General features: G+C 71.0%; 16 protein-coding genes. 5 read left to right on the top strand and 11 right to left on the bottom strand.

Features of this window, described 5'->3' with window-relative positions; translation table 11 throughout:
* Positions 1 to 37: 37 nt before the first annotated feature.
* From FHU40_RS26265 to FHU40_RS26310, 10 genes are all read right to left on the bottom strand, one after another.
* Complete coding sequence (locus FHU40_RS26265) at positions 38 to 1021, bottom strand: electron transfer flavoprotein subunit alpha/FixB family protein (protein ID WP_183595476.1); 984 nt, start codon at positions 1019 to 1021, stop codon at positions 38 to 40.
* Positions 1018 to 1773, bottom strand: coding sequence for an electron transfer flavoprotein subunit beta/FixA family protein (locus FHU40_RS26270; RefSeq protein ID WP_183595477.1), 756 nt, complete (start codon positions 1771 to 1773; stop codon positions 1018 to 1020). The genes FHU40_RS26265 and FHU40_RS26270 overlap by 4 nt, the downstream gene beginning before the upstream one ends.
* Positions 1773 to 4304 (bottom strand): GcvT family protein, encoded by a 2532-nt coding sequence (locus FHU40_RS26275; RefSeq protein ID WP_183595478.1) that lies wholly within the window; start codon positions 4302 to 4304, stop codon positions 1773 to 1775. The genes FHU40_RS26270 and FHU40_RS26275 overlap by 1 nt, the downstream gene beginning before the upstream one ends.
* Positions 4305 to 4420: 116 nt before the next feature.
* Positions 4421 to 6043 carry a BCCT family transporter gene (locus FHU40_RS26280; RefSeq protein WP_183595479.1) on the bottom strand — a complete coding sequence of 541 codons (1623 nt, stop codon included), beginning with the start codon at positions 6041 to 6043 and terminating at the stop codon, positions 4421 to 4423.
* Between the two features lie 28 nt (positions 6044 to 6071).
* A complete protein-coding gene (locus FHU40_RS26285; RefSeq protein WP_246391590.1) occupies positions 6072 to 7058 on the bottom strand; it encodes an ABC transporter substrate-binding protein in 987 nt (328 codons plus the stop codon).
* Positions 7059 to 7111: 53 nt separating this feature from the next.
* Positions 7112 to 9154 (bottom strand): ABC transporter permease, encoded by a 2043-nt coding sequence (locus FHU40_RS26290; protein WP_183595480.1) that lies wholly within the window; start codon positions 9152 to 9154, stop codon positions 7112 to 7114.
* A 67-nt stretch (positions 9155 to 9221) separates the two neighbouring features.
* Complete coding sequence (locus FHU40_RS26295) at positions 9222 to 10286, bottom strand: quaternary amine ABC transporter ATP-binding protein (RefSeq protein ID WP_183595481.1); 1065 nt, start codon at positions 10284 to 10286, stop codon at positions 9222 to 9224.
* Positions 10283 to 11977, bottom strand: coding sequence for a choline dehydrogenase (gene betA, locus FHU40_RS26300; RefSeq protein ID WP_183595482.1), 1695 nt, complete (start codon positions 11975 to 11977; stop codon positions 10283 to 10285). Before betA ends, FHU40_RS26295 begins: the two co-directional genes overlap by 4 nt.
* 9 nt (positions 11978 to 11986) lie before the next feature.
* Positions 11987 to 13459 carry an aldehyde dehydrogenase family protein gene (locus FHU40_RS26305; protein WP_183595483.1) on the bottom strand — a complete coding sequence of 491 codons (1473 nt, stop codon included), beginning with the start codon at positions 13457 to 13459 and terminating at the stop codon, positions 11987 to 11989.
* 166 nt (positions 13460 to 13625) lie between these two features.
* Positions 13626 to 14390 (bottom strand): IclR family transcriptional regulator, encoded by a 765-nt coding sequence (locus FHU40_RS26310; protein ID WP_183595484.1) that lies wholly within the window; start codon positions 14388 to 14390, stop codon positions 13626 to 13628.
* Between the two features lie 115 nt (positions 14391 to 14505).
* Between FHU40_RS26310 and purU the strand changes: the two genes are divergently transcribed.
* The gene (gene purU / locus FHU40_RS26315) at positions 14506 to 15384 is read left to right on the top strand and encodes a formyltetrahydrofolate deformylase (RefSeq protein WP_252274939.1); all 879 of its coding nucleotides are present in this window, start codon (positions 14506 to 14508) and stop codon (positions 15382 to 15384) included.
* Positions 15385 to 15537: 153 nt separating this feature from the next.
* Here the strand turns inward: purU and FHU40_RS26320 are convergent, their stop codons facing one another.
* Complete coding sequence (locus FHU40_RS26320) at positions 15538 to 16977, bottom strand: trimethylamine methyltransferase family protein (RefSeq protein WP_183595486.1); 1440 nt, start codon at positions 16975 to 16977, stop codon at positions 15538 to 15540.
* 77 nt (positions 16978 to 17054) lie between these two features.
* Here FHU40_RS26320 and FHU40_RS29810 point away from each other — a divergent pair, with 77 nt between their 5' ends.
* The 4 genes from FHU40_RS29810 to FHU40_RS26340 form a co-directional block, all read left to right on the top strand.
* Complete coding sequence (locus FHU40_RS29810) at positions 17055 to 17834, top strand: IclR family transcriptional regulator (RefSeq protein WP_183595487.1); 780 nt, start codon at positions 17055 to 17057, stop codon at positions 17832 to 17834.
* Entirely contained in the window at positions 17831 to 18496 is a 666-nt protein-coding gene (locus tag FHU40_RS26330; protein WP_183595488.1) for a corrinoid protein, read from the top strand. The genes FHU40_RS29810 and FHU40_RS26330 overlap by 4 nt, the downstream gene beginning before the upstream one ends.
* Positions 18497 to 18563: 67 nt before the next feature.
* Positions 18564 to 19433 (top strand): dihydropteroate synthase, encoded by an 870-nt coding sequence (locus FHU40_RS26335; RefSeq protein ID WP_183595489.1) that lies wholly within the window; start codon positions 18564 to 18566, stop codon positions 19431 to 19433.
* Between the two features lie 6 nt (positions 19434 to 19439).
* Positions 19440 to 20982, top strand: a 1543-nt coding sequence (locus tag FHU40_RS26340; protein WP_183595490.1) for an ASKHA domain-containing protein, incomplete at its 3' end; no start/stop codon positions are given.

Below are 20982 nucleotides of genomic sequence, written 5' to 3' on the forward strand. Positions count from 1 at the left end.
GTCCAAGGGTAGGCGGACCGGGTACGGCGCGCAGCGGTCAGCCCGCGCGCCGGCGCCTGATCTCGGCGTTGATCGCCGGCACCACCTCGTGCAGGTCGCCGATCACGGCGTACGTCGCCTTGGTGACCATCGGCGCCTCGGCGTCGGTGTTGATCGCGAGGATCGCCTTGGCCGACGAGCAGCCGGCCCAGTGCTGGATGGCGCCGCTGATGCCGCACGGGATGTAGAGGTCCGGCGAGATCCGCGACCCGGTCTGGCCCACCTGCTCGTGGTGTGGCCGCCAGCCGAGCGAGGTGACCACCCGCGAGACGCCGAGGGACCCGTCGAGCAGCTCGGTCAGCTCCAGCAGGTCGGCGAACCCGTCGGCCGACCCGGCGCCGCGGCCCGCGCCGACGACGACCTTGGCGGACTTGAGGCTGCCGGACAGGTCCGGCTCGGGCTCCTCGGTCGACACCACCCGCGCGACCAGGTCGGCGGGGTCGACGACCGGCCGCTCGACCACGACGTTCCCGACGCCCGGGGTCGGCGCCGGCGTCGCCTCCACGGCGTGGCCGGCGACGGTGAACACCGCGGGCCGCTGCCCGAGCTCCATCTCCTCGAGCGCCGCGCCACCGACGACCTGGCGGGTCACGGTGAAGGGCGACAGGCCCGAGAACGACAGCACGTTGGCCGCCATCGCGACACCGGCCCGGGCGGCGACGTGGGCCATCACCTCGTTGCCGCGCGGCGTGCCGGCGGCCATCACGACCACGGCGTTCTTGGCGGCCCGCACGCCGAGGACGCCCGCGGCCCAGGCCGCCCCGGAGAACGCGTCGAACGCCTCGCCGGTCAGCGCGTGCACGTCGCGGACGCCGTACGCCGCGAGCTGCTCGGCCAGCCCGGCCGACGGCTCGCCGACGACCACGGCGTCGATCGGCACGCCGCCCCCGGCCTCGGCGAGCGAGCGGGCGAAGGCGACGGTCTCGCGGGAGACCTCGACGGCGGCGCCGGACAGGTCGGTCTCGACGAGCACGACGATCATCGGGCGATCACCCCCAGCCGCTCGAACAGGTCGACCACGGCGGGCGCGGCCTCGGCGCCCTTGCCGAGCACCTGCACGTCCGACGGCGTCGGCGGGGGCAGCAGCAGCCGGACCCGGCCGGTCCCCGCGGGCGGAGCGGCCGGCTCGCGCTCCTCGATCGGGACCTTCTTCGCCTTCATCCGGCCCGGGACGGTCGGGTAGCGCGGCTCGACCCCGCCCTCGAGCACGGTGACGACCGCGGGCAGCGGCAGCCGGTAGGTCTCGTGCCCGTCGGGGCCCGAGACGTGCACGGTCGCGGTCGGCCCGTCGGGACCGTCCTCCACCGTCACGGTCTGGGCGCCGTTGACCACCGGCCAGCCCAGCTCGTAGGCCAGCCGGATGCCGACCTGGAAGTCGCCGCTGTCGGCGGCGTCGTTGCCGAGCAGCACCAGGTCGTGCCCGTGCTCGCGGACGACGCCCGCCAGCTCGCGGGCGACGTCGGCGGGGCCGAAGGTCTGCGGGTCGGCCACGAGGTGGGTGGCCGCCGTGCAGCCGACCGCGAGTGCCGCACGCAGCTGCTCGACCGCGTCGGCGTCGCCGAGGGTGACGACCCGGGACTCACCGAGACGGACGGCGAGCTCGACCGCACACTCCTCGTGCGCGCTCATGGTGAAGCCGGCGAATCGGCCGTCCACCGCCTGCGCGTCGTCGGTCAGCACCACCTCGCTGGAGGAGTCGACGACCCGCTTGACGGCGACCAGCGGCGCGACCATCACTTCATCCGCTCGTTGGCGGGGTCGTACGGCGCGGTGGCGTCGGCGGAGACGACGGTGACCGGGTAGAGCTCCTCCATGTAGGACACGGCGAGCTCGGTGCCCACCCGCGCCTGCTCGGGCGGCAGGTAGGCCATCAGCAGGTGCTTGCCCAGCGACGGCGCCGAGCCGGCGGTGGTGACGTAGGGGTGGTGACCGTGGCCGTCGGTGAGCGGCTCGCCGGAGCGGGTCAGGATCGGCTCGCCGCCCAGCATGTAGCGCTTCACCCCGGACGCCGACGTGTGGTCGTCGACGGCCATCGTGCAGAGCACGGTCTCCGGCGCCTCCCCGGAATCGAGCCGAGCGCGCTGCGCGAGGTAGGCCTCCCGGCCGGTGAAGTCGGCGGCCTTGACCTTCGGCCGCTGCATGCCGGCCTCGACGATGGTCCGCTCGGCGTCGAGCTCCGCGCCGACGGCCCGGTAGGCCTTCTCGATCCGGCCGGTGGTGCCGTAGACACCGATGCCGACCGGCACCACGCCGGACGACGAGCCGGCGTCGAGCAGCGCGTCCCAGAGCTGCGCGGCGGCGTCGACCCCGACGTAGAGCTCCCAGCCGAGCTCGCCGACGTAGGAGATCCGCGACGCGAGCACCGGCAGGCCGGCGACCGTGATCTCACGGCAGGTGAGCATCGCGAAGCCCTCGCCGGACACGTCGTCGGAGGTGAGTGAGGCGAGCACATCGCGGGCCCGCGGACCCCACAAACCGATCGTCGCGATGTCGTCGGTGCGCGAGGTGAGCACCGTGTCGGGCCCGGCGTGGTCGGCGAACCACGAGCGGTCCGCCGGGCCGTGCGCTGCTCCGGTGACGACGCGGAAGTGCTCGTCGCCCAGGCGCATCACGGTGAGGTCGGCCTTGAAGCCGCCCGCCCCGTCGAGCACCGGCGTGTAGACGACCTTCCCGACCGGCACGTCGCACTGGGCGACGCAGGTGCTCTGCACGGCGTCGAGCGAGCCCGGGCCCGTGATGTCGAAGACCTCGAACGCCGAGAGGTCGACGACGCCGCCGGCCTCGCGCATCCGGAGGTGCTCGGCGTTGATGATCGGGCTCCACCAGCGGGCGTCCCACTCGTGCTCGCGGGGCAGCACCGCGTCGCCGTACTCCTCGAGCAGCGGGGCGTTGGACTCGTACCAGTGCGGCCGCTCCCAGCCGCCGGTCTCGAAGAAGACGGCGCCCAGCTTGACCTGGGAGTCGTGCATCGCGGCGAGGCGCTGGTCGCGGTCGGACTCGTACTGCTCGGACGGGTGCACGATCCCGTAGGTCTTGATGAACGACTCGGTGGTGCGCAGCCGGGTGTGCTCGCGGCGCATCTGGTGGGGGTGGAAGCGCCGGATGTCGCTGTGGCTGACGTCGATCTCCGAGTGACCGTCGACCATCCACTCGGCGACCGCACGGCCGACGCCCGGGCCCTCCTTGATCCAGACCGCGGCCGCGGTCCACAGACCCTCGACCAGGCTCTCACCGAGGATCGGGTTGCCGTCGCAGGTCAGCGACAGCAGGCCGTTGATGGCGTAGCGCATCTCCGCGCCCTCGGCGCCGAGCAGCTCCGGCATCAGCTCGTAGGCCTGCTCCAGCTGCGGGTCGAAGTCGTCGGAGGTGAAGGGCATCTCGGTGGGCGACAGCTTCGCCTGCTCGATCGAGGGGATGTCCTCGGGCTCGTGCAGGATCGCGCGGTGCGCGTAGGAGCCGACCTCCATGTCGGCGCCGTGCTGCCGCTCGTAGCAGAAGGTGTCCATGTCGCGGACGATCGGGAAGGAGATCTCGCCCTCCCGCTCGGCCAGCTGCGGGCACGGCCCGACGCTGATCATCTGGTGCACCGCGGGCGTCAGCGGGATCGAGATCCCGGCCATGTCGCCGATCTTGGGGCTCCAGACGCCGCAGGCGATCACGACGTACTCGGTCTCGATGTCGCCGCCGTCGGTGCGCACCCGGCGGATCCTGCGACCACTGGGCACGTCCTCCACGTCGAGGCCGACGACCTCGGCGTTCGGCACCACGGTCAGCGCCCCGGCCTCCAGCGCGCGCTCGCGCATGATCGTGCCCGCCCGCAGCGAGTCGACCACGCCCACGCTCGGCGTCCAGAACGCCCCGATGAACTGGTCCTCCTCGATGAAGGGCACCTTCTCCTTCACGAACGCCGGGTCGACCAGCTCGGACTCGATGCCCCACGCCCGCGCGCTCGACATCCGGCGCCGCAGCTCCTCCATGCGCTCCGGCGTGCGCGCGATCTCGAAGCCGCCGGACTGGGTGAAGACGCCCATCTCCTGGTACTGCCGCACGGAGTCGAGCGTCAGATCGGTGATCTCCCGGGAGTGGTCCACGGGGAAGATGAAGTTGGAGGCGTGGCCGGTCGAGCCGCCCGGGTTCGGCAGCGGCCCCTTGTCGATCTGCACGATGTCGCGCCAGCCGAGCCGCGCGAGGTGGTGGACGAGGCTGTTGCCGACGATGCCGGCGCCGATCACGACGACCTTCGCCGAGGCGGGGACGGTGGCCATGGCGTCTCCTTCATTGTTGCGTATTGTGCAACACGATGCGTATTACGAAACCATCCTCAGTGTTGGCCGGACGCCCCGCGACTGTCAAGGCGGTCGCGGGGTCGTCCGGTCGTCGGTCACTCCGGCGCGGAGCCCTCTCGGCGCTGCTCGAGCAGCAGCTCGCGCTCGCGACTCGGAATCAGCGAGATGTCGGGCTCCTGGCGCAGCGCCTTCATCAGCGAGAAGCACATCGCGATCAGCACCACCATGAACGGCCCGGCGACGATGATCACCAGGGTCTGCAGGGCCTCCAGTCCGCCCTGCCAGAGCAGCAGCGCGGCGACGCAGCCCATCGCCACGCCCCAGAAGACGACCAGCCAGCGCCGCGGCTCCTCCTCGCCGTGCTCGCTGAGCATCCCCATCACGATCGACGCGCTGTCCGCGCCGGTGACGAAGAAGATCGCCACCAGGAAGATCGCCAGGCCGACCGTGATGCCCGACAGCGGGAACTCGCGCAGGGTGTCGAAGAGCGCGTTCTCCAGCCCGGCGGCGAGCGAGGCCGGCATGTCGACGCCCTCCTTGAGCTGGAGGTCGAACGCCGCGCCGCCCATGATCGAGAACCAGACGAACGACACCAGGCTCGGCACCAGGATCACGAAGATCACGAACTGCCGGATGGTCCGGCCCTTCGAGATCCGGGCGATGAACATGCCGACGAACGGCGTCCACGAGATCCACCAGGCCCAGTAGAAGATCGTCCAGCCGTTCAACCACGCGCTGTCGCCGAACACCCCGGTGCGGAAGCTCATCGTCGGCAGGTGGGTGAGATAGCCGCCGAGCGACTCGGTGAACGTGCCCAGGATGAACACGGTCGGGCCGACGACGAAGAGGAAGAGCACCAGCAGCCCGGCCGCGACCGCGTTGGCGTTCGAGAGGTACTTGATGCCCCTCTCGACGCCCGAGACCGCGGACGCCACGAAGCAGAGCGTCAGGAAGCCGATCACCCCGACCGCCAGGAGCTTGCTGTCACCGCCCTCGCCGAAGACGTTGTCGATGCCCCCGGTGATCTGGAGCGCTCCGAGGCCGAGCGAGGTGGCCGAGCCGAAGAGCGTCGCGAAGATCGCGATGACGTCGATGCCCTTGCCGACCGGTCCGTCCACCCGGTCGCCGAGCAGCGGCCGGAACGTGCCGCTCACCAGGTTGCCGGCGCGCTTGCGGTAGGCGAAGTAGCCGATCGCCAGGCCGATCACGGCGTACATCGCCCACGGGTGGAAGCCCCAGTGGAAGAACGTGTACTCCATGGCGAGGTTGGCGGCCTCCGGGCTCGCCGGCTCGGCGAGCCCGAGCGGCGGGGTGTTCAGGTGGGTCAGGGGCTCGGCGACGCCCCAGAACATCAGCCCGATCCCCATGCCGGTCGCGAACATCATCGAGACCCAGGAGAACGTCGAGAACTCCGGCTCGGAGTCGTCGGGGCCGAGCTTGATGTTCCCGAACCGGGAGATGGCCAGGTAGGCCGAGAAGATCACGAAGCCCGCGCTGGTGAGCACGAACAGCCACCCGAACGAGTCGGTGACCCAGGCCAGGATCTCGGACGTGCCGTCTCCCATCGCCTCCGGGGCGACGACCCCGGAGGCGACGAAGGCGATGGAGATCGCGGCGGCGACGCCGAATACGACCTTGTCGATCGGCAGCTTGCCGTCGGGCTCCCGCGGGGCGCCGGACCCCGCCGGCGCTCCCGCTCTCTCGTGTACGTCGGTCATCTGCGGCTCCTCCCCGATCGCACGCGACTCAGCCGATCCAGGCGTCCACCTTGTCGGGGTTCTCCTCGACCCACTTGGCCGCGGCATCCGCGGGGGACATACCGTCGGAGGTGATCCAGGCCGCGACGAGGTTCTGGTCGTCGTTGGTCCAGTTGAAGTTCTTGACCAGGTCGACGCCCGGGCCGCCCTCGTCGGCCCACGAAGTCGACACGATCTTCTTCAACGGGGTCTCGGGGTAGTCGCAATCGACCGTGGCGGGGTCGTCCTGGCAGCCGTCCTCGTACGGCGGCAGCGCGACCTTCTCCATCGGGACCTCGGCGTGGACGTACTGCGGCTCCCAGAAGTAGCCGATCAGCCACTCCTTGTTCTTCTGCGCCTGCTCGAACGCCGTGATCGTCGCGGCCTCGCCACCCGAGAAGACGACCTTGAAGTCGAGGCCGAGGTTGCTGATGATCGCCTCGTCGAACTGGACGTACGACGGGTCGGACCCGAGGAACTGGCCCTTGCCACCGGACTCCGACGTGGCGAACTCCTTGGCGTACTTGTTCAGGTTGTTCCAGTCGAGGATGTCGGGGTGCTCCTCGGCGAGCCAGCCGGGGACGTACCAGCCGATGATGCCGACGTTGCCGTTCTCGCCGAAGTCGGTCGCGCTGCCGTCGCCGGAGCCGTCGAAGAACTTCTTCTCGAGGTCCGGATGGCCCCAGTCCTCGATGACGACGTCGACCTCGCCGGTGCCGAAGCCCTGCCAGGAGACGTCCTCCTTGAGGTCCTTGTAGTTGACCTTGCAGCCGAGCTTCTCCTGCGCGACGGTGCCGACCACGTAGGCGCTGGCCTCGTAGCCGACCCACGGGTTGACCGCCATGTTGAGGTCGCCGCAGTCGCCGGCACCGGCGGCGCCCGACTCGTTGGCCTCGGTCTGCTCGTCGATCGACCCGCCGTCGCCGCAGCCGGCCAGGACGAACGCCGCGACCGCCGCGACCGCCGTCAGCTTCGTTCCGATTCGCATCTTCCGCATTCCATCTCCTCCGTCGGGCTGTGCGATGTCTTCCGTTCCGAGCGTGTGGTTCGTCAACCGCCGAGGGCGGCTCGCCATCGGGGCCGCCGGGTGGCGTCGTGCGTCACGGCCTCGTCGTGGGCGGCGGCGCGGCAGATGCGGTCGACCATGATCCCGATCAGCACGATGCTGATGCCGGCGGCCGCGCCCTTGCCCCACTCCTCCGAGCGCGAGAAGCCGAGCACCACGTCGTACCCGAGGGCGCCGGCGCCGACCATGCCGCCGATGACGGCCATCGCCAGCACGTAGAGCAGTCCCTGGTTGGCGGCCAGCACCAGCGAGCTCCGGCTCATCGGCAGCTGCACCTTCGTGATCTCCTGCCAGGTGGTCGCGCCGGTGGAGCGCGACGCCTCGAGCGTGGTCGGCGAGACCCCCCGGACCCCGTCGGCCACGAGCTTGATCGCCACCGGCGCGGCGTACACGACCCCGGCGACGATCGCGGTGAACCGGGTGGGCCCGAAGAGCGCCAGCATCGGGATCAGGTAGACGAACGGCGGGATCGTCTGGCCGGCGTCGAGCACCGGCCGGAGCATCAGGTCGACGGAGGCCCGGCGGGCCATCCAGACGCCGAACACCACGGCGAGGATCATCACCAGGAGCGTGCCGACCAGGGTCATCGTCAGCGTGATCATCGAGTCGTGCCACAGGCCGAAGTAGCGCAGCCCGGCCAGGCAGATCACCGTCGGCAGCAGCGCGCGGGCGCGGCCGAAGACGAACGCGAGCAGCAGGATCGCGGTGGCGGTGACGTACCAGGGCGACTCGGCGATCAGCGACTGGAGCGGGTTGAGCAGGTAGTCGCTGATGAGGTTCTTGAACCAGTCGGTCGCGCCCCGGAACGTGTCGGTGAACCACTCGGTGAAGTCGTCGACCCACCCGGCGAGCGTGGGTCCCCAGGACGTCTCGGGGAACTCCGCGAGCGAGATGTAGGTGCGCGACGCCCACACCGCGACCAGTGCGCCCACCGCGGTGACCGCGAGGACGATCCGGCGTAGCCGGAGGTCGACCTGACCGCGGGCGGCCCGCTCGGACGCCTCGCTGGCGGCGGTCGTCGTCCGGTCGAGCATCACGGCCATGACCACGATCAGCATGCCCGGCACGAACGCGCCGCCGACGTCGTTCTTGAACAGCGCGGACAGCACCGGCTTGCCCAGGCCGGGGCCGTCGACGTACGCCGCGATGGTCGCCATCGAGAGCGCCGCCATGATCGTCTGGTTGAGGCCGACCACGATCGTCTTGCGCGCCATCGGCAGCTGCACCTTGCGCAGCCGCTGGAAGGAGGTCTGCCCGGCCGCGTCGGTGGCCTCGATCGTGGTCGGCGAGACGTTGCGGATGCCGTGGCCGGCGACCCGGATGATCGGCGGCAGCGCGTAGATCAGCGTGCAGACCACCGCGGCGGAGGCGCCGATGCCGAAGAAGAGCACGATCGGCAGCAGGTACACGAACGTCGGCATCGTCTGGAAGATGTCCAGGAGCGTGTTGATCATGGACACCACCCACGGCCGGCGGCTGGTGCCCAACCAGACGGCGAGCGGCATCCCGATCAGCACGGAGAAGACGACCGCCACGAACGTGACGATCAGCAGGTCCATCGAGTCCGACCAGTAGCCGAACAGGCCGAACGAGACGAAGGACGCACCCACCAGCAGCGCGATCCGCCAGCCGGCCACCGCCAGCCCGATCCAGGTGGCGATCGCGGTGACGCCGAGCCACCCGATCTGCGGGACCGGCCGCGGGAAGTCGGGGATCGAGATCATCCGCTGGGCCCAGTCGACGACGTCGGTGAACCAGCCGCCGAGGCTGTAGGTGAACTGGATCAGCGGATTGGTGTCGCGGCTGGCCAGCACGGAGTCGCGGAAGTCGGTGAGCTGCTGCTGGACCTCCGTGTGCACCCGCACCGGGATCTCGAGTGTGTCGGTGCCCTTGGTCAGCGCCCAGACCACGATCCAGACGCCGATGACCACGAGCGCCCAGGCCCAGCGCGGCAGGCTGCGCGGCTCACTCGGGGGCGGCGGCTCGGCGCCGGCCTGCGGGCGCGGCGGGGCGATGGTGGCCGTCATGCGGGATCCTCGCGGAATCGTGGGCTGGAGGAGCGCAGCGGGGGAAGCTCGCGATTTCGTGGGGTGCTCATGCTGAAACTTCTTCCTCCGCGACCACGACGCGCAGGATCGCGTCGTCGTCGACGATGCCGACCAGCTGCCCGTCGTCGACCACGCGCACCGGGTGCTCGGAGGCGAGCGCGGCCTGGGCCGCCCGGCGGACGACGGTGTCGGAGCTCATCACCGGACCGTCGGTCGAGTCGCCGGGCCGTGGGTCGCGCATCACCCACTTGAGCGTGAGCACGTGCGAGCGCGGCACCTCGGAGGTGAAGTCCTTGACATAGTCGTCGGCCGGGGCGCCGACCACCTCGTCCGGCGTGCCGATCTGCACGACCGCGCCGTCGCGCATGATCAGGATCCGGTCGCCGAGCTTGAGCGCCTCCTGGAGGTCGTGGGTGATGAAGACCATCGTCTTCCCGAGCTCGCGGTGGAGCCGGATCACCTCGTTCTGCATGTCCCGGCGGATCAGCGGGTCCAGTGCCGAGAACGGCTCGTCGAAGAGCAGCAGCGACGGGTCGCTGGCCAGCGCCCGGGCCAGGCCGACGCGCTGCTGCATGCCGCCCGAGAGCTGGTCGGGGTAGGAGCGCTCGTAGCCCGAGAGCCCGACCAGGCCGACGATCTCCTCGGCCTTGGCCCGGCGCTCCTTCTTGCCGACGCCGCGCACCTCGAGGCCGTAGGCCACGTTGTCGATCACCTGGCGGTGCGGCAGCAGGCCGAAGTGCTGGAACACCATCGAGGCGTGGGTACGCCGCAGCTCGCGCAGCTCGGCCTCGCTGGCGGAGACGACGTCGTGGCCGTCGACGACGATCTCACCGGAGGTGGGCTCGATGAGGCGGGTCAGGCAGCGCACCAGCGTCGACTTGCCGGAGCCCGACAGGCCCATGACGACGAAGACCTCACCGGGCGCGACCTCGAAGGAGACGTCGCGGACGCCGACGACGCAGCCGGACTTCTCCTTCAGCTCCGCGCGGGACAGCTCGGCGTCGGGTGTGCCGACGATCCGGTCGGCGCCGCGGCCGAAGATCTTCCAGAGGTTCTTGACGGAGAGGGCTGCGTCGCCGTTCTGGACGGTTCGCTCGCTGCGCTCGTTCATGAGGACTCCTCGGGATAGAGCGGCATGCCGTCGCGGTAGCGGTAGTACGGCACGTCGGCGGGCGGGAGTGGCGTGTTGCCGGCGATCAGGTCGGCGGCCTTCTCGGCGACCATCATCACGGGGGCGTAGATGTTGCCGTTGGTGACGAAGGGGAAGACGGAGGCGTCGACGACCCGCAGTCCCTCGACGCCGTGCACGCGCATCGAGGCGGGGTCGACGACGGTGTTCTCGTCGACGCCCATCCGCGCGGTGCACGAGGGGTGCAGCGCGGTCTCGGCGTCGGCGCGGACCCAGTCGAGGATCTGCTCGTCGGTCTCGACGTCGCGGCCGGGCGAGAGCTCGCCGCCGTTGTACGGCGCGAAGGCCGGCTGGTTGAGGATGGTGCGGGCGACCCGGATCGCCTCGACCCACTCGCGCCGGTCGTTGGGCGTCGAGAGGTAGTTGAAGAGGATCGAGGGGTGCTGCCGCGGGTCGCGGGAGCGGATCCGCACGTGGCCGCGGGTGTCGGCGTACATCGGCCCGATGTGCACCTGGTAGCCGTGCCCCTCGGTCGGCGCGGAGCCGTCGTACCGGATCGCGACCGGGAGGAAGTGGAACATCAGGTTCGGGTAGTCGACGTCGTCGTTGCTGCGGCAGAAGCCGCCGCCCTCGAAGTGGTTGGTCGCGCCGAGCCCGCGGCGGTGCACCAGCCACTGGTAGCCGATGCCCGGCCGCTTGCGCCACGCGAGCCCGGGTGCGATCGAGACCGGCTGCTTGGAGGCGTACTGGATGTAGACCTCGAGGTGGTCCTGCGCGTTGGCGCCCACGCCCGGCAGGTGCTGCACGATCGGGACGCCGTGCCGGCGCAGCAGCTCCTCGTCGCCGATGCCGGAGAGCTGCAGCAGCTGCGGGGTGTTGATCGCGCCGCCGCAGAGGATCACCTCGCCGGCGTACGCCGTGCGCCGCAGCCGCCCGCCGCGCAGGTAGTCGACCCCGACCGCCCGCGTGCCCTGCACGCGCACCCCGGTGACGAACGCGAGCGTCTCGACCCGGAGGTTCTTCCGGTGCCGCACCGGGTGCAGGTAGGCGCGCGCGGCCGAGAGCCGCCGGCCGCGGTGCACGTTGCGGTCGAACTTCGCGAACCCCTCCTGGCGGTACCCGTTGACGTCGTCGGTCAGCGGGTAGCCCGCCTGCTGGGCGGCCGCGAAGAAGGCGCCGAAGAGCGGGTTGTCGGCCGGGCCGCGCTCGAGCACCAGCGGCCCGTCGCCGCCGCGCCAGGCGTCCGCGCCGTCGCTGCCGTCGGGCAGCAGCAGGCGCTCCATCCGCTTGAAGTAGGGCAGGCAGTGCCGGTAGTCCCAGTCCGCCATCCCCGGCTCGGCGGCCCAGCGCTCGTAGTCCATCGGGTTGCCGCGCTGGAAGATCATGCCGTTGATCGAGGAGGACCCGCCGAGCACCTTGCCCCGCGCGTGGTAGACCCGGCGGTCGTTCAGGTGCGGCTCGGGGTCGGTCTCGTAGCGCCAGTCGTAGAGGCGGTTCCCGATCGGGAAGGGCAGCGCGGCGGGCATGTGGATGAAGGGGTCGATCCGGAAGTCCGAGCGGCCCGCCTCGAGGACGAGCACGGACGTGCCGGGGTCGGCGGAGAGCCGGTTCGCCAGGGCACATCCCGCGGAGCCACCGCCCACGATGACGTAGTCGAACCGGTCCGCACCCATGTCCCGCTCCTACCCCGCGAACCAGTTCTGGACTGCCGGCCGGATGTTGTGCCAGACGTGCTTGGTCTCGCGGTACTCGTCGAGACCGGCCTGCCCGAGCTCGCGGCCGATGCCGGACTGCTTGTAGCCGCCCCACTCGGCCTGCGGCACGTACGGGTGGTAGTCATTGATCCACACGGTGCCCATCCGCAGCCGGGCGGCGACCCGCTGCCCCTTCCCGGCGTCCTGGGTCCAGACCGCGCCGGCCAGGCCGTAGATCGAGTCGTTGGCGATCCGCACCGCGTCGTCCTCGTCGGCGAACGTCTCGACGGTGAGCACCGGCCCGAAGGACTCGTCCTGGGTGACCGACATGTCGCTGCGACAGCCGTCGAGCACGGTCGGCAGGTAGTAGAACCCGTCGGCCAGCGCGGGGTCGGCCGGCCGGGCCCCGCCGCACCGGAGCACCGCGCCCTCGGCGAGGCCGCGCGCGACGTACGCCTCGACCTTGTCGCGATGCGCGGCGCTGGTGAGCGGCCCGGTCTCCGCCTTGTCGTCGAACGGGCCGCCGAGCCGGATCCGCTCCGCGCGCTCGACCAGTCGGTCGACGAACTCGTCGTGGATCTCCGCCTGGACCAGCAGGCGCGCCCCGGCCGAGCAGACCTGACCGGAGTGCAGGAAGACGGCGGTCAGCGCGAAGTCGAGGGCGACGTCGAGGTCGGCGTCGGCGAACACCACGTTGGGGTTCTTGCCGCCGAGCTCGAGCGCCACCCGCTTCACGGTGGCGGCCGCCCCGGCCATCAGCCGCCGGCCGGTCTCCAGGCCGCCGGTGAAGGAGACCAGGTCGACCCGCGGGTCGGTGGCCAGCGGCGCGCCCGCGGTGGCGCCGGCGCCGAGGACCAGGTTGCCGACGCCAGCCGGCAGGCCGGCCTCCTCGAGCACCCGCATCAGGTGGACCGCCGAGTGTGGGGTGATCTCGCTGGGCTTGAGCACGAACGTGTTGCCGGCCGCGAGGCACGGCGCGACCTTCCAGGAGACCTGGAGCAGCGGGTAGTTCCACGGGGTGATCAGCGCACAGACGCCGACCGGCTCGTGCACGATCCGGCTGACGACGTCGGGGTTGCCGGTGTCGACGACGCGGCCGGCGTCCTCGGCGGCGACCCGGCCGTAGTGCCGGAACACGGAGACGACGTCGGCCACGTCGTACCGGCTCTCGACCAGGCGCTTGCCGGTGTCGAGCGACTCCAGTCGGGCGATCTCCTCGGTGTCGCGCTCGAGGAGGTCGGCGACGGCGAGCAGCAGGTCGCCGCGCTCGCGGCTCGAGGTCTGCGGCCAGCCGCCGTCGTGGAAGGCGTGGTACGCCGCGGCGATCGCGCGGTCGGTGTCCGCGGCGGTGGCCTCGTCGACCTCGCCGACGAGCGTGCCGTCGGCCGGGCACCGGATCTCACGGCGCGCTCCACCCGAAGCGCTTGCCCACGCGCCGTCCAGGTAGAGCTCGGGTACCATCCGAATCACTCCCCTGCGCGAGGTCAGAGTTGCGTATTGCGCAACAAATTCCTCTCCGCGCAACCAGTTGTTGGTCCTGAGGATGGAGTGGGGTCACTCCCCCGTCAAGGGAAACGCCGAGATGTAACGCTCCGGTGACCTGCCCGACCAGTCCGGCGGGGCACCGTCAGCGGTGCCCCCAGCCGAGTCGGTGCGAGACCTCCTCGGCGGCCGCCGTCAGCAGGGTCAGCACCTCGTCGACCCGCGGCTCCGGGAGCCGGAACGTGGGCCCCGAGACGCTCATCGAGGCGACCACGTCGCCGTGGGCGTTGCGCACCGGCGCCGCCGCAGCGGTGAGCCCCTCCTCGAGCTCGTCGACGGCCACGGCGTACCCGCGCTCGCGCACCTCGGCCAGCTCGTCGCGGAGCTTGGCCTTCGTCGTGATCGTCAGCCGGGTGTAGCGGGCAAGGGTGCCGAGCATGTCGGCCAGCTGGTCCTCGTCGAGGCCGCTGAGCAGGACCTTGCCGTTGCTGGTCGCGTGCAGCGGGATGTGCTGCCCGACCCAGTTGTGCGGCTGCAGCGCGGAGGAGCCCGCGATCTGGTCGAGGTAGAGCGCCGACCGGTCGGAGAGCACCGCGATGTTGACGGTCTCGCCGGTGTCGGCCGCCAGCTGCCGGCAGACCGGCCGCGCCTCCTGCACCAGGTCCAGCCGGGCGGTGGTGGCGCCGGCCAGCCGGAGCACGCCGACCCCGAGGCGGTAGCGCCCCCGGTCACTGGTCTGCTCCACCAGCCGGTGCGCCTCGAGCGTGGCGACGAGCCGGAACGCCGTGCTCTTGTGCACGCCCAGCTCGCCCGCGATCTCGGTGACTCCGGCCTCGCCGACCCGGGCGAGCACCTCGAGGACGGTCAGGGCACGGTCCACGGACTGGACCCCGACGGCGCCCTCGCTCATGCCCGGAGAGTAGCGCAGGATTGTTGCGTATCGCAGAATGCGTTTCGGTTCACGCAACACTCGGGGCAAGATGCTCGGAGCACATCGCGAGCACATCGGAAGGCGGCTGATCCCCGTGGCCTCTCTCGCCACCCCCACCATCGCGGCGGGTGACTATGTTCTCATCCTCTCGTGCCCGGACCGGCCCGGCATCGTGCACGCCGTCTCCGGCTTCCTGGTCTCGCGCGGCGGCAACATCTTGGAGAGCCAGCAGTTCGGCGACCCGCTCACCCAGCGGTTCTTCATGCGCATCGACTTTGAGACCCCCGGGCCGATCGACGCAGACGCCATGCGGACGGCGTTCGCGCCCGTGGCCGCGGAGTTCGACATGAGCTTCGAGCTGTGGGACGCGACCGCGCCGTACCGCACGCTGATCATGGTCTCCAAGCACCTGCACTGCCTCAACGACCTGCTCTTCCGCGCGAGCACCGGCTCGCTGCAGATCGACATCCCCGCGGTGGTCTCCAACCATCCCGACGCCGAGGCGCTGGCGTCGTCGTACGGCATCCCCTTCCACCACGTGCCCGTCACGGCCGACACCAAGCCCGACGCCGAGGCCGAGCTGATGCGGCTGGTGGACAAGTACGAGGTGCACCTGGTGGTGCTGGCGCGCTACATGCAGGTGCTCTCCGACGACCTGTGCCGCCAGCTGTCGGGGCGGGCGATCAACATCCACCACTCGTTCCTGCCGAGCTTCAAGGGCGCCAAGCCCTACCACCAGGCCTTCGACCGCGGGGTGAAGCTGGTCGGCGCCACCGCCCACTACGTCACCGCCGACCTCGACGAGGGCCCGATCATCGAGCAGGACGTGATGCGGGTCGACCACACCTACGACCAGGCACAGCTGGTCTCCGCCGGCCGCGACGTCGAGGCGCAGGTGCTCTCCCGCGCCGTCCGCTGGCACTCCCAGTCGCGCGTGCTCCTCAACGGCTCGCGGACCGTCGTCTTCCGCTGACCGACGCTGGTTGAGGTGCGAAGGCGCTCTGGCGCCTGAGCCTCGAAACCCGACGAGCGACGCACCACTGCCGCACCCGAGCATGCTTCTCGGCTCGCTAGGTTTCGAGGCTCCTCCGCTCGTTCCTCGCTCCGGAGCACCTCAACCACCGTGTCAGTCGCCGAGCTCCGCCCGCCGGCGTACGACGTAGGCCTCGAGCTCCTCGCGGATCGCGTCGTCGAGCGGCGGGGGCTCGTACTCGTCGAGCTTGCGCTGGTAGATCTCCCCGGCGCGGGCGGCGGTGTCCTTGGCGCCGCCGCGCATCCAGCGCTCGTAGTTGTCCGAGGAGGAGAGGAACGGGCGGTAGAAGCAGGTCCGGAAGCGCTCCATGGTGTGCATCGCGCCGAGGAAGTGGCCGCCGTGACCGACCTCCTGGTGGGCGTCGAAGGCCAGCGACGCCTCGTCGATCTCCAGCGGCGTGAACTCGTGCTGGAGCATCTGCACCAGCTCCACGTCGATGATGAACTTCTCGTAGCCCGACACCAGCCCGCCCTCGAGCCAGCCGGCGGAGTGCATCACCCAGTTGGCGCCGGCCAGGAACGTCGGCAGCAGCGTCATCATCGCCTCGTAGCCGGCCTGCGCGTCGGGCACCTGCGAGGAGGTGAGCCCGCCACCGGTGCGGAAGGGCAGCCCGAAGTGGCGCGCGATCTGGCCGGTGCAGAGCAGGCCGATGCCCGACTCGGGGGTCCCGAACGTCGGCGAGCCCGACTGCATGTCGATGTTGGAGAGGAACGACCCGAAGACCACCGGGCAGCCCGGGCGGATCAGCTGCGAGAGCGCGATGCCGGACAGCGCCTCGGCCATCTGCTGCACCAGCGCGGCCGGGATCGTCACCGGTGACATCGCGCCCATCAGGATGAACGGCGTCAGGACGACGGGCTGGTTGGCCGCGGAGTACTCGAACTGCGCCTCGAGCATCCGGTCGTCCCAGCGCAGCGGGCTGTTGCAGTTGACCAGCGAGATGAGCGCCGGCGTCTCCTCGATCGCCTCGCGCGACCCGAAGAGGATCTCGGTCATCGCGATCGTGTCGCGGGCGTTCACCCCGGAGACGACGTTGCCCATGTAGACCTTGTCGGTCAGCGTCTGCAGCGCGTAGGTCATGTCGAGGTGCCGGCTGTCGAGCGGCGTGTCGTTGGGCTCGGTGACCACCCCGCCCGCCGAGTCGAGCGCACCGAAGGACTGCGCGAGCCGAGCGAAGTTGCGGAAGTCGTCCATGGTGCCGTCGCGGCGCACGTCGCCCTGGCGCACGAACGGCGGGCCGTAGACGGCGCCGAAGGCCATCGCGTCGCCGCCGATGTGCACCGAGTGCTCGGGGTTGCGGGCCTGGAGGTCGAACTCACGAGGCGCCTTCGCCACCTGCTCCAGCACGAAGTCCGGGTCGAGGAAGACGGTGTCGCCCTCGACCTTCTGGCCGGCGGCCGCGAACAGGTCGCGGGCCCGGGCGTCCATGAACTCGACGCCGATCTCGCTGACCAGGCGCCGCCAGCCGGCGTCCAGCGTGGCCATCGCGTCCTCGGAGAGCACCTCGTAGCGCGGCATCTGGTTGCGGAACATCGCCCCTCCTGCTTAACCTCATGATGTGGGACCACAGTTCCACATCATGGGACCACTGACCAGAGGGAAATATCGACGTGGCACAGGCGAGGACAGAGTCGAGCACCGGCACCCAGGCGGTCGACCGCGCCGCCGCGCTGGTGTCGACGGTGGTGCAGGCCGACGAGCCGCTCACCTTCGCCGAGCTCCAGGAGTCCAGCGGGCTCGCCAAGTCCACGACCTCGCGGATGCTGGCGGCCCTCGAGCGCGGCGGCCTCCTCGAGCGCGACCAGGACGGGTCGTACGTCGCGGGCAGTCTGTTCTGGCTCTACGCCGCGCGCCACGACCCCTGGCAGGAGCTGGTCCGGCTGGCCCGGCCCGCGATGGAGCGGATCGGGGAGGAGACCTCCGAGACCGTGCACCTCTCGGTGACGCGGGGCGAGAAGGTCGTCCAGGTCGCCCAGGTCGACAGCCGCTACCTGCTCGGCACCCGCGACTGGACCGAGATCGACGTCCCCGCGCACTCCTCCGCGCTCGGCAAGGTCTTCTACGCCTGGGGGGCGCTGCCGCTGCCCGAGGGCGATCTCGAGGCGCTGACCGACACGACCATCACCACGCCCGAGGCCCTGCGCCGCGACGGCGTCCGCACCCGCAAGCGCGGCTGGGCGGTCACCGACGGCGAGCTCGAGGTCGGCCTGACCGGCCTCGCCGTACCCGTCCACGGCGTGCACGGCGACGTGGTCGCCGCGCTCGGCGTCTCGGGACCCACCCCACGACTCGAGGACCGCCTCGAGACGCTCGGCAAGCACCTGTCGTCCCACGCCGCGCAGCTCTCCCAGCTGCTGCGCGGCCGAACACCCAAGGAGGGTGTGGCATGACCCCAGAGGAGATCCTGCAGGGCCTGTACGACGAGACGCTGGTCGGCAACGGCCCGCGCGTGCTCGAGCTCACCGAGGAGGGGCTCGCGCTCCAGATGGAGCCGCAGACCCTGCTCTTCGATGCGCTCATCCCCTCGCTGGAGGAGGTCGGCGCGCGGTTCGAGCGCGGCGACTTCTTCGTGCCCGAGATGCTGATCGCGGGCCGCGCGATGGCCGGCGCGATGGAGCGGCTGCGGCCGCTGCTCGCCGAGACCGGCGTGGCGACCGTCGGCAAGTTCCTGATGGGCACGGTCAAGGGCGACGTCCACGACATCGGCAAGAACCTCGTCAACATCATGCTCGAGGGCGCCGGCTTCGAGGTCATCGATCTCGGCGTCCAGGTCGCACCGGAGAAGTTCGTCGCCGCGATCGAGGAGCACCAGCCCGACATCGTCGGCTTCTCGGCGTTCCTCACCACGACGATGCCGATGTTCAAGGCCAACATCAACGCGCTCGAGAAGGCCGGCCTGCGCGACTCCGTCGTCGTCATGGTCGGCGGCGCCCCGGTCACCCAGGAGTACGCCGACGCGGTCGGCGCCGACGGGTACGCCGCCGACGCCTCGGCCACGGTGAAGAAGGCCAAGGCGCTGCTCGACGAGCGGCGCGCGAAGGTCCCCGCATGAGCACCCCACGAAACTGCGGGCTTCCCCCGCTACGCTCCTCCAGCCCACACTTCCGCGGGGACCCCGCATGAGCACGCTCCACACCGTCCTGCGGTCCGCCTCGAAGGAGGTCGTGATCGGGCACGACCAGCGCTTCTGCCTGATCGGCGAGCGGATCAACCCGACGGGGCGCCGGATCTTCCAGGAGCAGCTCCGCGCCGGGGACCTCTCGGCGATCGAGCGGGACGTCAAGGCGCAGGTCGAGGGCGGCGCCGACGTGCTCGACGTGAACATGGGCGTGCCGCTCACCGACGAGCCCGAGCTGCTGGCGCAGGCGATCCGGATGGTGCAGTCGCTCACGGACCTGCCGGTCTGCATCGACTCCTCCGTCGTCGAGGCGCTGGAGGCGGGGCTCTCGGCGTACGAGGGTCGGGCGCTGGTCAACTCGGTCACCGCCGAGGACGAGCGGCTCGCGGCGGTGCTGCCGCTGGTGAAGAAGCACGACGCGGCGATCATCGCGCTCCCCAACGACGAGGACGAGATCCCGATGGCGGCCGACAAGCGGCTCGACCTCACCGCGAAGATCATCCGGGTCGCGACCGAGGAGTACGGCATCGCCAAGGCCGACATCGTCATCGACCCGCTGGCGATGCCGATCGGCGCCGACACCACGACGTCGCTGGTCACCTTCGAGACGATGCGCCGGATCCGCGACGAGCACGGCGTGAACATGACCTGCGGCGCCTCGAACACGTCGTTCGGCATGCCCGACCGGCACACGCTCGGCGCCGCCTGGCTGCCGATGGCGATGACCGCCGGGCTGACCAGCGCGATCATGGACGCCCGCACGCCGCAGATCGTCGACGCGGTCAAGGCCGCCGACGTCTTCCTCGGCCACGACGAGTGGGGCATGGCCTGGATCGCCGCCCACCGCGCGAAGGCGGCCGCGACGACATGACCTGCCATGGATGAGCAGGGCCACGACGGCACCGGACGCGTCGACCTGAGCTTCACGGTCGAGGAGGCCCAACGCACCGTGCGCGTGCCGCCCGGTGTGACGGTCTTCGACGCGGCGTCGTGGAACGGCATCGCGATCGACTCCACCTGCGGCGGGCACGGCACCTGCCACAAGTGCAAGGTCCGCATCGACGGGCCCAGCCCGATCACCCGGCACGACGTCAAGACGTTCTCGCGCGAGCAGCTCGACGCCGGCTGGCGGCTGGCCTGCCTGGTCAACGCCACCAGCGACCTGGCCATCGAGGTGCCGCCACTCACCACCCGACCCAAGGCGGCGACCGTGGGCGTCGGCCGCCAGGTGATCCTGCGGCCGGCGGTCCAGAAGCGGTACGTCGAGCTGGCCGAGCCGACCCTGGAGGACCAGCGCACCGACCTGACCCGGCTGCTCGACGCGATCGACGACCTGGAGCCGGTGCCCGACCTGCACGTGCTGCGTCGGCTGCCGACCGTGCTGCGGCAGGCGGACTTCAAGGTGACCGCGGTCGTCGTCGACGAGGCGCTGGTGGACGTCGAGCCCGGCGACACCACCCGCGCGGCGTACGCCATCGCCGTCGACCTCGGCACCACCACGGTCGTCGCGACGCTGCTCGACGTCACCACCGGCACGCCCGTCGCGGTGGCGTCGATGCTCAACCGGCAGCAGCCCTTCGGCGGCGACGTGATCACCCGGATCAGCGCCACGATGCTCGACCCGGCCGCGCTCGACCGGCTGCGCGACGCGGCGGCGCAGACGCTGGCGACGCTGGCCGATCAGGTCTGCACCGAGGGTGGCGTCGACCCGGCCCAGGTCTACGAGGTGGCGCTCGCCGGCAACGCCACGATGACGGCGCTCGCGCTCGGGATCGACCCGGAGCCGCTGGGCGTCGCGCCGTTCGTCATGTCGACCCCGCAGCCTCCCGACCTGCTGGCCTCCGAGCTCGGGCTGCGGCTGCACCCGCAGGCCCGGGTCACGCTGTTCCCCGCGCTGGGCGCGTACGTCGGCGGCGACATCGTCGCGGGCATGCTCGCCACCGGCATGGACCGCGACAAGCGCACCCGACTCTTCATCGACGTCGGCACCAACTGCGAGATCGTGGTCAGCGACGGCGACCGGATCGTGTCGACCGCGGCGCCGGCGGGCCCGGCCTTCGAGGGCGGCGCGATCCGCTGCGGGATGCGCGCCGCCGACGGCGCGATCGAGGTCGTGAAGCTCGGCGGAGCCGACGACCCGGTCGAGCTCGGCGTGATCGGCGACGTCGAGCCGCGCGGCCTCTGCGGCTCGGGTCTCGTCGACGCGGTGGCCGAGCTGGTGCGGGTCGGCCTGCTCGACGCGTCGGGACGCTACGTCGCGGACGACGTCGCGAAGGAGATCGCCCCGTCGCTCGCGGACCGGCTCGCGTACGTCGGGCAGGAGCGCGTCTTCGTGCTGCACCGGCCGGCGCCGGACGCGGAGCCGGAGGACTGCGTGGTGCTCTCGCAGCGCGACGTGCGCGAGCTGCAGTTCGCGAAGG

Origin of the sequence: Nocardioides soli, assembly GCF_014191495.1 — a bacterium.
GTDB lineage: Bacteria > Actinomycetota > Actinomycetes > Propionibacteriales > Nocardioidaceae > Nocardioides > Nocardioides soli.